Genomic DNA, 13,583 nt, shown 5'->3' on the forward strand with positions numbered 1-13,583 from the left:
ATGATATAATAACAGTACAATAAATCACATGATTTAAAAAAGTGATATTAATAGATGTTTCTTCAAGCACCAGTCTATTATAAAATAACCGTTGTTTTTAAACTAAGGGGTGTTTATTTCATGACAGTAGCTACTAAAAAAGAATGGTATTTAGAATATGAGATAACGTTGAATAGATCAGGTTTATTAGGCGATGTATCTAGTTTGTTAGGTATGATGGGTATCAATATTGTAACGATTAATGGCGTTGATGAAGGTCGAAGAGGTTTACTCATTAAATCTGATAACTTAGAAAAAGTGAGTAGATTTGAAAATATTGTTACTGAAATTGACGATATTTCTATTACTAAATTACGCAAACCTGAACTTCGTGATCGATTGGCAGTAAGACATGGCAGTGTACATAGAGCAAGATGCTGACGATAAAAAGACATTTCGTTTTGAAAGAGAAGACTTAGGTTTGCTCGTTGATTTTATGGCAGAATTATTTAAAGAAGAAGGTCATAAATTAATAGGCATTAGAGGTATGCCTAGAGTTGGAAAGACAGAATCTATTGTTGCCGGCAGTGTCTGTGCGCATAAACGTTGGTTGTTCATCAGTTCTACATTAATCAAACAAACTGTGCGTAGCTCATTAATTAAAGGCGAGTACGATCCTAATCATGTTTATATTATTGATGGTGCTGTAACAGCTAGAGAATCTAATGTAAAACACCAAGAATTAGTAAAAGAAGTGATGAGTTTGCCTTCAATCAAGGTGGTAGAGCATCCTGACTTGTTTGTTGAAACAAGTGATTATGAGATGAGCGATTTCGATTATATTATTGAATTAAGAGAAAATAAAAATCAAGAAATTCATTATGAAGAAATGAAGAAACAAACTGTTAAAAGTAAAAACAACTTAGACTTTGGTAACGATGAATTTGGTGGCGGATTTGGTTTCTTTGAATAAAAAAATGAATAGTTATCAAGGAGGACTGACATCGTGAACACAGTTGGTCAAACTTTAAAGGGACGCCGAGAACGCTTAGGTATGACTTTAAATGAATTAGAAACACGCACACAGATAAAACGTCAAACTTTGACTTTGATAGAAAATAACGATTTTGAATCTTTGAATAAAGTTGATTATGCAGAAGGTTTTATTAAAAAATATGCAAAAGCCGTTAATATTGATTCTGCACAGTTAATCAAAGCACATAGAGACGAAATCCCAAATAATGATGAAAGCATGCAAGAGACGATTGAAGCTTTTTCTAAAGAAAGTAAGCCTACATATCGCAGTAAGAATAAAGAACCGTTGCAAGTAGCTGTTATAGTTAGTGTTGTTGTTATCATCTCAGCACTATTATGGATTTTAGCTGTTTTAGTATTATAATCTGTTAAAGTATAAAGAAACGATTAAGTTATAAAAAGAAAAGAGGACTTCTTATGAATATACCGAATTGGATAACTGTTTTTAGAGTTATACTAATTCCAATATTTCTTCTATTTGCACTGATAGATTTTGGATTTGGTAATATTTCATTTATCGGTGGTAATGAAATTAGAATTGAATTATTAATTAGTGGTATTATTTTTATTATCGCGTCGTTAAGTGATTTTGTTGATGGCTATTTAGCAAGAAAATGGGAACTTGTAACTAATATGGGGAAATTCTTAGACCCATTAGCTGACAAATTACTCGTTTCAAGCGCTTTAATCGCGCTTGTACAAATTGATTTAACAAATTCAATCGTTGCGATTATTATCATTGCACGTGAGTTCGCTGTAACAGGATTACGTCTATTACAAATTGAGCAAGGTTTTGTAAGTGCTCGCAGGGCAATTAGGTAAGATTAAAACTGCTGTTACGATGGTCGCAATTGTTTGGATTCTCCTAGGTGATCCTTTAGCAACTTGGATTGGTTTTGAATTAGGACAAGTTCTGTTATACATCGGTGTATTCTTCACAATATTATCTGGAATTGAATACTTCTATAAAGGTAGAGATGTATTTAAAGCGAAATAATGGGGGGCAGTTCCAATACATGTGCCACACCCACACTTACCAATAAAATTAAGTACTTTAATATAGCAAAACAGTCCAAAGTGATAAAATTTGGGCTGTTTTTATTTTATTTGATAAAATAGTATAATAATTGATTTACTAAGCTTTTTAAAATATATAAAAATCTAATCTTTAGTTTTTTGAGGAATTAAGATTTATAATTAAGTTTATCGAATAATTTTGCGCTCGCTTTTTAGTGCATAAAAAATATAAACTAAAGTAAATCATGTAACTTGGTGTTGAGGAGGAGAAGTTGTGAAGATATCTATCATTGCAGTAGGCTCAGAATTATTATTAGGACAAATAGCTAATACCAATGGACAATATTTATCGAAATTGCTGAATGGTGTAGGTCACAGTGTGGTAGAACATACAGTAATCGGTGATAATCCAGAACGCTTAGAAAGAGTGATAAAAGCATCATTTAATCATTATGATACTGTTATACTAACTGGTGGCTTAGGCCCAACTAAAGATGACTTAACGAAACATACTGTTGCTAAGGTATTAGGACGAGAATTAGTTATTGATAAACATGCTCTGAATTACATTGAACAATTCTTCGAAGAGCAGAATATTGAAATGACTCCAAATAATCGTCAACAAGCGTTAGTTATAGAAGGTTCACATATATTAGAAAATAAAGTCGGCATGGCGCCTGGTATGGTAGTAGATCAAGATGAACGACGTATTGTATTGTTACCAGGACCACCAAGAGAAATGCAACCTATGGCTAAAAACGAACTTTTGCCATTCTTTTTCAATGGTGAAAGCACTATATTCTCAGAATTATTGCGTTTTGCAGTGCATCGGCGAATCTAAAGTAGAAACAGTATTAATGGATTTAATAGATGGACAGACAAATCCTACGATTGCGCCATTGGTCGGAACGCATGAAGTTAATATTAGATTAACGGCAAATGGAGATACGCAACGTGAATGCGAGCAACTTATCGCTCCTATTAAATCAGAAATTTTATCACGCATTGGTGAATATTATTATGGTTCTGATGATATACTACTGGAACAATCTCTGATGGATAAAATTCATCAATCATTTGCTCTATATGATGCTGTTACAGATGGAGAATTATATTCTAGACTGAAGAATTTTAATACTTCACAATTACTTCAAGGGATGTTACCACATCATACGCAATTTATAGATGAACATGATACAATTGAAACTCAACTTTCTGTCTCTGCCAATATCGTTAAAGATTTGTATCAAACAGAAGTAGGTATTTCAATAATGTATTATAAGGATGCAATTTATTTAGGCATTTTAGAAAATGAACGACTTGAAATTCAGTCCTTTAAAATGACGCAAAGAAGAAATTTAATAAAAAGCAGAACTCAAAATTATGTACTAATACGATTACTAAATTGGTTTAAATAAGCATTTGAAGACTGCAAAAACTTAAAAATATAGCACGTGTGTTCTGTTTTAGGTGTAAGTTTTGTCTGTATAAGCGAACAAATATTCTCAAAAAGCTTGCGGAATTATTTAAATCAAGGTATAGTAGAGTTAAGATATTTTACAGAGATTAATCTCAATTAGGAGGTCCAAGCATTGGATAACGATCGTCAAAAAGCTTTAGATACAGTAATTAAAAATATGGAAAAATCATTTGGTAAAGGCGCAGTTATGAAATTAGGTGACAATAAAGCCCAAAGAGTTTCTAGCGTTTCAAGTGGTTCAGTTACTTTGGATAATGCGTTAGGTGTAGGTGGCTACCCTAAAGGAAGAATTATAGAAATATATGGGCCAGAAAGTTCTGGTAAGACTACAGTAGCATTGCATGCTATTGCAGAAGTACAAAAAAATGGTGGCGTTGCGGCGTTTATTGATGCTGAACATGCGTTAGATCCTGTCTATGCAGAAGCTTTAGGTGTAGATATTCAAAATCTATATTTATCTCAACCTGACCATGGGGAACAAGGACTGGAAATTACTGAAGCATTCGTAAGAAGTGGTGCTGTTGACATCGTAGTTATTGACTCCGTTGCCGCATTAACTCCAAAAGCTGAAATTGAAGGTGAAATGGGTGATACACATGTTGGTTTACAAGCACGTTTAATGTCACAAGCATTGCGTAAACTTTCAGCCGCTATTTCCAAATCAAAAACAACAGCAGTATTTATTAACCAAATTCGCGAAAAAGTAGGCGTGATGTTCGGTAACCCTGAAGTAACACCAGGTGGACGTGCGTTAAAATTCTATAGTTCTGTACGTTTAGAAGTACGTCGTGCTGAACAATTAAAACAAGGCCAAGATATTGTTGGTAATAGAACGAAAATTAAAGTTGTTAAAAATAAAGTAGCACCACCATTCAGAGTTGCAGAAGTGGATATGATGTATGGTAAAGGTATCTCTAAAGAAGGAGAACTTATTGACTTAGGTGTTGAAAATGAAATTGTAGATAAATCAGGTGCTTGGTATTCATACAATGGTGATCGTATGGGACAAGGTAAAGAAAATGTTAAATTATATCTAAAAGAAAACCCTGAAATTAAAGAAGATATTAATCGTAGATTGCGTGAAGCACTAGGCATTGTTGATGGTGATGTTAAAGAAGACGAAGATGAAAAACAAACTACGCTTCTTGAAGACGAATAGTGTTATCTAAAACAATTTAAAGATTTACTATAAAATAAGTGTATATATAAAAATATGCGCTTATTTTTTTATATAAATATAAGAATTTTAAAATATAATATGACAAATATTTTGCTATATAAGCTTAATAACATAAGTGACAACAATAGTTATAGGAGAAATAGTGTAAAAGAGGGGTCTCAAATATTGAATTAATGTGTAGGAAACCTTGACACTTCTTAGTTTAAAACCGTACAATTACATTGTATGATTCTTATATAACTTCATATAATCATATTGAAATTGATATACAGAGCAAAATCCTAGATAAAAAGGGGGTGTTTGTGTGAGTTTATTAGGCCTCCTACTCATTTTGCTAGGTATTATTCTCGGAGTTGTTGTAGGGTACATTGTAGCCCGTAATCTATTGCATCAAAAGCAATTACAAGCAAGACAAACTGCAGAAGATATTATTGAACAAGGTAATAAGGAAGCAGAGAATACTAAGAAGGAAAAGCTCCTAGAAGCTAAAGAAGAAAATCAAATCTTAAAAGAACAAAGTGAAAACGAACTTCGTGAAAGACGCGGTGATCTTCAAAAGCAAGAAGCTCGACTTCTTCAAAAAGAAGAAAACTTAGAGCGAAAATCTGATCTATTAGATAAAAAAGATGAGATTTTAGAGCAAAAAGAGTCTAAACTTGAAGAACGACAACAACAAGTAGATGCAAAAGAGAGTAGTGTTCAAACATTAATAAATAAGCATGAACAAGAATTAGAACGCATCTCTGGTCTCTCTCAAGAAGAAGTCGCACAAGAGCAACTTCAAAGAGTTGAAGATGAATTGTCACAAGATATTGCAATACTTGTTAAGGAAAAAGAGAAAGAAGCAAAAGAAGCAGTCGATAAAAATGCAAAAGAATTGTTAGCAACTACTGTTCAAAGATTAGCAGCAGAACATACTTCTGAATCTACAGTATCAGTTGTTAATTTACCAAACGACGAAATGAAAGGTCGAATCATTGGTAGAGAAGGAAGAAATATCCGTACGTTAGAAACATTAACGGGTATTGATTTAATTATAGATGATACGCCAGAAGCGGTTATCCTCTCTGGTTTTGACCCAATTAGACGTGAAATTGCAAGAACTGCATTAGTAAATCTTGTTTCGGATGGACGTATCCATCCTGGACGAATAGAAGATATGGTAGACAAAGCTCGTAAAGAAGTAGACGATATTATTCGAGATGCAGGGGAACAAGCTACATTTGAAATAAATGTGCATAATATGCATCCAGATTTAGTTAAAATCTTAGGTCGTTTACAATATCGTACAAGCTATGGACAAAATGTATTGAAACATTCTATCGAAGTTGCACACTTAAGTGGTATGTTAGCAGCTGAATTAGGTGAAGATGTTACATTAGCTAAACGTGTTGGTCTACTTCATGATGTTGGTAAAGCAATCGATCATGAAGTTGAAGGTAGCCATGTTGAAATAGGTGTAGAATTAGCGAAAAAATATGCTGAAAATGAAACAGTTATTAATGCAATTCATTCCCACCATGGTGACGTTGAACCAACTTCTATTATTTCTATATTGGTAGCAGCAGCAGATGCATTATCAGTCATGAGACCAGGTGCTCGTAAAGAGACATTAGAAAATTATATTAGAAGATTGGAAAGATTAGAAACACTTTCTGAAAATTATGATGGTGTCGAAAAAGCGTTTGCAATTCAAGCAGGTAGAGAAATTCGAGTTATTGTATCACCAGATACTATCGACGACTTAAAATCACATCGCTTAGCAAGAGATATAAAAAGCCAAATTGAAGACGAACTTCAATATCCTGGTCATATAAAAGTGACAGTTGTTCGTGAGACTAGAGCAATTGAATACGCAAAATAAATGTTAGCCATTCAATGACTAACGACAGACTGCCAACAAAGTCATAAGACTTGTTGGCAGTTTTTTGATGATTCGTATCATTAATTGTGTTTATGACATTTCTCGAACAAAGTGATATTATACGGCTTTTAAATAGTAAAAGATATTTGAAGTCTCAAACAACAAAAAAAGAGTGGGATGACGAAATCTAATTTTTCTAATAAGATTTCATCGTATGAGCCCAACTCGGCACAGCTGACAAAATGGAATACAAGAGATTGGTGTAAGTGCACTTTTATTTCAATCAGCCATTGTCCAAATAATAGTTGAGGCTGAGACATGTATTTATGTCCCAGCCTCAACTTACTAGTATACTGAAGTAAAACCTCACTATACTAAGCAATTTATATTTTTATTAATTAGTTTAATTCTAAATCTGCAACTTTAACTTCTTTGATAATTTCAGCTGTGTCATAGCAGTTTGTAGCGATATTTGCATATCTTTCTGCTAAACGATAAGCATTGATATATAGCTCTAGACTATCTTTTGCTATATCTTCTGCGTCTTCACTTTTTGATGGATTTGCTGTAACAACTAGATCAGCAAAATGTTGTGGATCGATATTAATTGACATGTATTACTTCCAACTCCTATATTGTGGATTAAAATAATTACTATAATGAATTATACCCCCATTACAAAATATAAAACTTAAAAATTAAAGAAATATTTACTAAAGAACCTTTTCAACTTAAATTATTTACATTAAACTAACATTAAGAGAGGATGAACAAGTAAATGAGAATATTATTTATTGGAGATATCGTAGGTAAAGTAGGTAGAGAAGCAATTAACACGTACTTGCCTAAGCTTAAACAAACGCATCGTCCTACAGTTACAATTGTAAATGCGGAAAATGCCGCACATGGTAAAGGATTAACTGAAAAGATATATAAAGAATTATTAAGAGAAGGCGTAGATTTCATGACTATGGGGAACCATACTTACGGACAACGTCAAATTTATGATTTTATAGAAAGTGCTAAGCGCATGGTTCGACCAACAAATTTTCCAGATGAAGCACCAGGTGTAGGTATGCGCATTATTCAAATCAATGACTTGAAATTGGCGATTATTAACTTACAAGGTCGTGCATTTATGCAAGATATAGATGATCCATTCAAAAAAGCAGATGAATTAATTGCTGAAGCACAAAAAGAGACAGATTATATATTTGTAGATTTTCATGCGGAAACAACTTCTGAAAAAAATGCAATGGGTTGGTATTTAGATAATAGAGTGAGTGCTGTTGTAGGTACACATACGCATATTCAAACTTCTGATGAAAGAATATTGCCAGGTGGTACAGGCTATATTACAGATGTAGGTATGACAGGATTTTATGATGGTATACTTGGAATCAATAGAGGAGAAGTTATCACACGCTTTATTACTAGCCTACCACAAAGACATGTAGTGCCAGATGAAGGACGTAGTGTCTTATCTGGTGTTATTATAGATATTAATAAAGATGGTAAAGCAACGCATATTGAACGCGTGCTCATTAACGATGATCATCCATTTTAATTATCGTCCGTTAGTATGAATTTTAAAATAAACCACTCTTTACATAGTAATAGGGTGGTTTATTTTGATATGATTGATTATGAATTATTATAACCATTAGGAGGCAAGATGGTATGAAATCACAAGTATCATGGAAAGTTGGCGGCCAAGCAAGGAGAAGGTATTGAATCAACGGGGGAAATCTTTGCTACTGCGATGAACCGTAAAGGATACTATTTATATGGATATCGTCATTTTTCAAGTAGAATAATGGGCGGACATACGAATAATAAAATAAGAGTATCAACATCACCTGTACACGCGATAAGTGATGATTTAGATATATTAATCGCTTTTGATCAAGAAACAATAGAAGTTAACCATCATGAAATGAGAACAGACAGTATTATCATTGCAGACAGCAAGGCAAAACCAGAAAAACCTGAAGGCTGTCGTGCGCAACTCATAGATTTACCGTTTACGGCAACAGCTAAAGAATTAGGCACTGCCTTAATGAAAAACATGGTTGCTATTGGTGCGACATGTGCAGTGATGAAATTAGATATTTCAGCTTTTGAAACGCTTATTACTAATATGTTTACTAGAAAAGGCGCAAAAGTTGTCGAAATGAATATAGAAGCATTAAATGAAGGTTATCGTTTAATGATGGAGCAACTTAATACTGTTGAAGGTGACTTTGTTTTAGAAGAAACAAATGGAACACCACATCTATATATGATTGGTAATGATGCAATTGGTTTAGGTGCTTTATCAGCTGGATCAAGATTTATGGCGGCATATCCTATTACGCCTCGCTTCAGAAATTATGGAGTACATGATTAATAATCTACCAAAAGTAGGCGGCACAGTTGTACAAACTGAAGATGAAATTGCTGCTGCAAACATGGCTATTGGATCAAACTATGCTCGGTGTACGTGCTTTTACTGCCAGTGCTCGGACCTGGACTTTCATTAATGATGGAAGCGATTGGTTTATCTGGTATGACAGAAACACCATTTGTAGTGATTAATACCCAACGTGGTGGGCCTTCTACAGGATTGCCTACTAAACAAGAACAATCTGATTTAATGCAGATGATATACGGTACACATGGAGATATCCCTAAAATCGTAGTTGCACCTACTGATGCAAGCAGATGCATTTTATCTTACGATTGAAGCATTTAATTTAGCAGAAATGTATCAATGTCCAGTGATTATTTTAAGTGATTTACAATTGTCATTAGGCAAACAAACTGTAGAAAAATTAGATTATAACAAAATCGAAATTAACCGTGGCGAAACAATTCAATCTGACATAGAGCGAGAAGAAGACGACAAAGCTTATTTCAAACGTTATGCATTGACTGAGAGTGGCGTATCACCTAGACCTATTCCAGGTGTTAAAGGTGGTATACACCATGTAACAGGTGTCGAGCATAACGAAGAAGGTAAGACGAGTGAAGCAGCTGATAACAGACAACAACAAATGGATAAACGTATGCGTAAAACTGAGCATTTACTAATTAATGAGCCAGTAGAAGCAGATGAACAACATGATGAAGCAGATATTTTATATTTAGGTTTCATTTCGACTAAAGGCGCAATTCAAGAAGGTAAAGATAGATTAGAAGCACAAGGCTTAAAAGTAAATCATATACAAATTAGACAATTGCATCCTTTCCCTAAAGAAACACTTCAAAAATCTATTGATAAAGCATCGAAAGTTGTCGTAGTAGAACACAATTATCAAGGACAACTTGCAAGTATCTTGAAGATGAATGTTACATTGGGTGATAAATTAGTGAACCAAACAAAATACGATGGGACGCCATTCTTGCCACATGAAATTGAAACAAAAGGACTTGAGATTGCCAAAGATTTAAAGGAGCTGGTATAAATGGCAACGTTTAAAGATTTTAGAAATAATGTTAAGCCCAATTGGTGCCCGGGCTGTGGAGATTTTTCAGTCCAAGCAGCGATTCAAAAAGCAGCAGCCAATATTGGCTTAGAACCTGAGGAAGTAGCAATCATTACTGGTATCGGCTGTTCTGGTCGTTTATCTGGATATGTAAATTCTTATGGTGTACATGGTATACATGGTCGTTCATTACCATTAGCACAAGGCGTGAAAATGGCGAACAAAGACTTGACTGTTATTGCTTCCGGAGGAGACGGTGACGGTTATGCAATAGGTATGGGCCATACTGTTCATGCATTGCGTAGAAATATGAACATGACATATATTGTAATGGATAACCAAATTTATGGACTGACTAAAGGTCAAACATCACCTTCATCAGCGCCAGGTTTTGTTACAAAATCAACACCAAAAGGAAATATCGAGCAAAATGTTAAACCATTAGAGCTCGCATTATCTTCTGGAGCAACATTTGTAGCACAAGGCTTCTCAAGTGATATAAAAGGACTTACAAAAATGCTTGAAGATGCTATTAACCATGACGGTTTTTCATTTGTGAACGTCTTTTCACCATGTGTAACATATAATAAAGTGAATACTTATGATTGGTTTAAAGAAAACCTTACAAGTATTGATGATATAGAAGGTTTTGATGTTACAGATAAAAGTAATGCAACACAAAAAGTGTTAGAGTATGATTCTCTAATTAAAGGAATTGTTTATCAAGATACGGAAACACCTTCATATGAATCTCAAATTGAAGAGATGGAAGATACGCCATTAGCTAAAAGAGATATCCATATTGATGAAACGCAGTTCAATGAATTAACAAAGCAATTTGTTTAAATTCGAAGTATAGATAATATTTATATAGTAAAAATAATTAAATGATAGCATATAAGCTGATTACATACGGGGCTTGAATTAAGACAAATTCAATATCGTATAGTATCAGCTTTTTTTAGTAAATGTAGGAATATTTTACTCTGGTTTATAGTATTATAGAAGCTAAACAGTGCTTTATACTTTGGAGGGAATACGATGGTAGACCAATTTAATTCAATGACTGAACTTTTGTTACAGACAAGTGAAGGTAAAGATTGGGAAATTCATACGCGGCGAGCAAGTCAGCCAATGATTATTACGGCAGTCCATGGTGGGGCGATTGAACGTGGCACAACTGAACTTGCTCAATCGATAAGTGAGCGTGGTAACTATGATTTTTATACTTTTAAAGGTGTACGTCATAATAAAAATCACGAACTACATGTGACATCAAGACATTTTGATGAGCCAAAACTGTTACAAATGATCGATGATAATCGGCATGCGATTTCTGTTCATGGTTGCATGGGTGATAAACCAGAAGTGTATATTGGAGGAAAAGATCAAGCACTAAGAAAATATATTAAACACTATTTATCTGAAATTAATATCATTGTTAAAGATGCACCATCCCATATTTCTGGACTTCACGATGATAATTTTGTTAATTGTTGCCAACACAAAGTCGGCGTTCAGCTAGAATTAACTGCGTGTCTAAGAAAAAATTTCTTTATTAACAAAAAATATAATCTTTATGATAGGGAAAATCGAGATAATTGGTCTTCATTAATGGCTGATTTTACGCAAGCAATCATTGATGCTGTAAGCCATTATCAAAAAGAGCGCAATTAACCATTTATGATGTCATTTTAACTAACATTAGAAATAATATTTGCAAAACAAAACATAATAAGATATTATAGATATATTATATCTATAATAGGAAGTTGATAAACAGATGAAATGTTCTAAGGCAACAGATTATGCATTACACGCTTTATTATTTATGATAAAAAGTGACGGCGATTCAAAAAGAATACCAGTACAAGACTTAGCAACCGTATTGAAAGTTTCTACGACTTATTTATCTAAAATTTTAACACGACTTGTAAAAGCTGGGATAATTTCAGCAAATAGTGGTGCAAAAGGCGGCTATCAATTAAAAAATGGATGGCAAGATATTTCAATTTATGAAATTATCGTAACTATAGATGGCAAACAAAGCTTACTAGAGGATAGTTTTAGTCATGGTGAAGGTTGTTCTATTAAACAAATTATGGATGAAGCGGAACGTAGTTTAATAAATAATTTAGAACAAAAAAATTAAAGGACTTGGCTTAACGCTAAGTTCTTTAATTTTTCAATTAATTATAGATATTAAGAGTCTTTAAAAGGTGTAAAGGAGTGGAATAAATGGATTATGAAATCATAGTTATTGGTGGCGGTCCTGCTGGTTTAAGCGCAAGCATTGAATTTTGGAAGAGGTATGATGCATACATTAGTTATCGATGAGGATAAACCACGAAATCGAGTGACATCAGAATCACATGGTTATTTAACACAAGATGGTATTTCACCAACTGAATTCAAACAAAAAGCAAAACAAGATATTGCTAAATACAAAGATGTATCATTTTTAGCAGAACGTGTTATAGATATTAAAGAAAATGATGAAGGATTTGAAGTTTTTACCCAAGGACAATCATTTACAGCCAGACAAGTGTTACTCGCAACAGGATTAAATGAACAAGGACCAGACATACCTGGTTTCAATGATTTTTATGGACAATCTATATTTTATTGTCCGTGGTGTGATGGCTATGAAATGCGTCATCGTAGGTTGGCTGTCATATATTCAGTTGAGATGATAACACATATGGTTAAATTATTAAGCAACTTTTCAAAAGAACTTATCGTTTTTACAAATGGGGAAAGTGTTACAGCCGAAGACAAAGCTTGGCTTAAAGCTAAAAATATTGATATATATACTGAACCCATTGCTGATTTAAGTGGGGAAAAGGATCAATTGACTCATATTAAATTGGCAAACGGCGATAAAGTTGAAGTTGAAGGTGCATTTAGCCAAATGCAATGGGATACTCATTTTGATTTTTTGGAAAATTTGAGTTTAGAGCGTGATGAAAATGAAAAATTTGAAGTCAATGCTTTTGGTGAAACTTCGATTAAGCATTTTTATATTGCAGGTGAAACAAAAGATAATTTCGCGGGTCAAATCATAGATGCAGCAGACTAATGGTGGCATGGTTGCTAAAATGGTAATGATGACACAAATTAGTGAAGATTTTTAAAATAAATCTTATGATATAAATGATTAACGTTTTATATCTATGCCTTGAACATCTTATTTGATAAACTAAAAGATAAGTAAAACATATAAGGGGCTGAAGAAATATGCATGATACGTTAATGAGTGTCCAAATTATTCCGAAAACTGCTAATGGTGAAGATGTTATACCTTATGTTGATGAAGCAATAAAGATAATTGATGATTCTGGTTTGACTTATAGAGTTGGACCACTAGAAACAACAGTACAAGGTGAGATGAATGAATGTTTGATCTTGATTCAAAAGTTAAATGAGCGTATGGTTGAATTAGAAATACCGAGTACGATTAGTCAGGTTAAGTTTTATCATGTCCCTGAAGGTATTACAATCGAGACACTTACTGGAAAATATGATGAAATTTAAAAAATAGATAATAAACAAAAACGATTT

General features: G+C 33.5%; 10 protein-coding genes and 4 pseudogenes. 13 read left to right on the forward strand and 1 reads right to left on the reverse strand.

The window, feature by feature from the left end; genetic code table 11:
* Positions 1-120: 120 nt before the first annotated feature.
* The 6 genes and pseudogenes from ABLV90_RS10475 (at position 121) to rny (ending at position 6,555) form a co-directional block, all read left to right on the forward strand.
* Positions 121-952, forward strand: a pseudogene (locus ABLV90_RS10475) (YmfK family protein).
* A gap of 33 nt (positions 953-985) precedes the next feature.
* Positions 986-1,378: a helix-turn-helix domain-containing protein gene (locus tag ABLV90_RS10480; RefSeq protein ID WP_427704716.1), complete on the forward strand. Its 393-nt coding sequence runs from the start codon at positions 986-988 to the stop codon at positions 1,376-1,378.
* Between the two features lie 53 nt (positions 1,379-1,431).
* Positions 1,432-2,011, forward strand: a pseudogene (pgsA, locus tag ABLV90_RS10485) (CDP-diacylglycerol--glycerol-3-phosphate 3-phosphatidyltransferase).
* A 294-nt stretch (positions 2,012-2,305) separates the two neighbouring features.
* Positions 2,306-3,449, forward strand: a pseudogene (locus ABLV90_RS10490) (CinA family nicotinamide mononucleotide deamidase-related protein).
* A gap of 174 nt (positions 3,450-3,623) precedes the next feature.
* Positions 3,624-4,670 (forward strand): recombinase RecA, encoded by a 1,047-nt coding sequence (gene recA / locus ABLV90_RS10495; protein ID WP_069832855.1) that lies wholly within the window; start codon positions 3,624-3,626, stop codon positions 4,668-4,670.
* Positions 4,671-4,995: 325 nt separating this feature from the next.
* On the forward strand, positions 4,996-6,555 hold the full coding sequence (gene rny, locus ABLV90_RS10500) for a ribonuclease Y (RefSeq protein WP_460872606.1): 1,560 nt from the start codon (positions 4,996-4,998) through the stop codon (positions 6,553-6,555).
* Positions 6,556-6,953: 398 nt separating this feature from the next.
* Here rny and ABLV90_RS10505 read toward each other — a convergent pair whose 3' ends face one another.
* Positions 6,954-7,169: a hypothetical protein gene (locus tag ABLV90_RS10505; RefSeq protein WP_069815977.1), complete on the reverse strand. Its 216-nt coding sequence runs from the start codon at positions 7,167-7,169 to the stop codon at positions 6,954-6,956.
* A 164-nt stretch (positions 7,170-7,333) separates the two neighbouring features.
* Between ABLV90_RS10505 and ABLV90_RS10510 the strand changes: the two genes are divergently transcribed.
* From ABLV90_RS10510 to ABLV90_RS10540, 7 genes and pseudogenes are all read left to right on the forward strand, one after another.
* Positions 7,334-8,122 (forward strand): TIGR00282 family metallophosphoesterase, encoded by a 789-nt coding sequence (locus ABLV90_RS10510; RefSeq protein ID WP_460872607.1) that lies wholly within the window; start codon positions 7,334-7,336, stop codon positions 8,120-8,122.
* A gap of 113 nt (positions 8,123-8,235) precedes the next feature.
* Positions 8,236-10,001: pseudogene (locus tag ABLV90_RS10515) on the forward strand (2-oxoacid:acceptor oxidoreductase subunit alpha).
* A complete protein-coding gene (locus ABLV90_RS10520; RefSeq protein WP_069815973.1) occupies positions 10,002-10,868 on the forward strand; it encodes a 2-oxoacid:ferredoxin oxidoreductase subunit beta in 867 nt (288 codons plus the stop codon).
* Positions 10,869-11,063: 195 nt separating this feature from the next.
* Positions 11,064-11,699 (forward strand): poly-gamma-glutamate hydrolase family protein, encoded by a 636-nt coding sequence (locus ABLV90_RS10525; protein ID WP_460872608.1) that lies wholly within the window; start codon positions 11,064-11,066, stop codon positions 11,697-11,699.
* A gap of 106 nt (positions 11,700-11,805) precedes the next feature.
* Entirely contained in the window at positions 11,806-12,174 is a 369-nt protein-coding gene (locus ABLV90_RS10530) for an RrF2 family transcriptional regulator (protein ID WP_460872609.1), read from the forward strand.
* A gap of 162 nt (positions 12,175-12,336) precedes the next feature.
* Positions 12,337-13,101: an NAD(P)/FAD-dependent oxidoreductase gene (locus ABLV90_RS10535; RefSeq protein WP_460872610.1), complete on the forward strand. Its 765-nt coding sequence runs from the start codon at positions 12,337-12,339 to the stop codon at positions 13,099-13,101.
* Between the two features lie 158 nt (positions 13,102-13,259).
* Complete coding sequence (locus ABLV90_RS10540) at positions 13,260-13,556, forward strand: thiamine-binding protein (protein WP_069815965.1); 297 nt, start codon at positions 13,260-13,262, stop codon at positions 13,554-13,556.
* The last annotated feature ends 27 nt before the right edge of the window (positions 13,557-13,583 follow it).

This window comes from Staphylococcus sp. 2S1 (genome assembly GCF_046721335.1).
Classification (GTDB): domain Bacteria; phylum Bacillota; class Bacilli; order Staphylococcales; family Staphylococcaceae; genus Staphylococcus; species Staphylococcus equorum_A.

Excerpts from the sequence above, each read along its gene's own strand:
- ABLV90_RS10505 (WP_069815977.1), bottom strand. The coding sequence starts at position 7,169 with ATGTCAATTAATATCGATCCACAACATTTTGCTGATCTAGTTGTTACA.
- ABLV90_RS10510 (WP_460872607.1), top strand. The coding sequence starts at position 7,334 with ATGAGAATATTATTTATTGGAGATATCGTAGGTAAAGTAGGTAGAGAA.
- ABLV90_RS10520 (WP_069815973.1), top strand. The coding sequence starts at position 10,002 with ATGGCAACGTTTAAAGATTTTAGAAATAATGTTAAGCCCAATTGGTGC.
- ABLV90_RS10525 (WP_460872608.1), top strand. The coding sequence starts at position 11,064 with ATGGTAGACCAATTTAATTCAATGACTGAACTTTTGTTACAGACAAGT.
- ABLV90_RS10530 (WP_460872609.1), top strand. The coding sequence starts at position 11,806 with ATGAAATGTTCTAAGGCAACAGATTATGCATTACACGCTTTATTATTT.
- ABLV90_RS10535 (WP_460872610.1), top strand. The coding sequence starts at position 12,337 with ATGCATACATTAGTTATCGATGAGGATAAACCACGAAATCGAGTGACA.
- ABLV90_RS10540 (WP_069815965.1), top strand. The coding sequence starts at position 13,260 with ATGCATGATACGTTAATGAGTGTCCAAATTATTCCGAAAACTGCTAAT.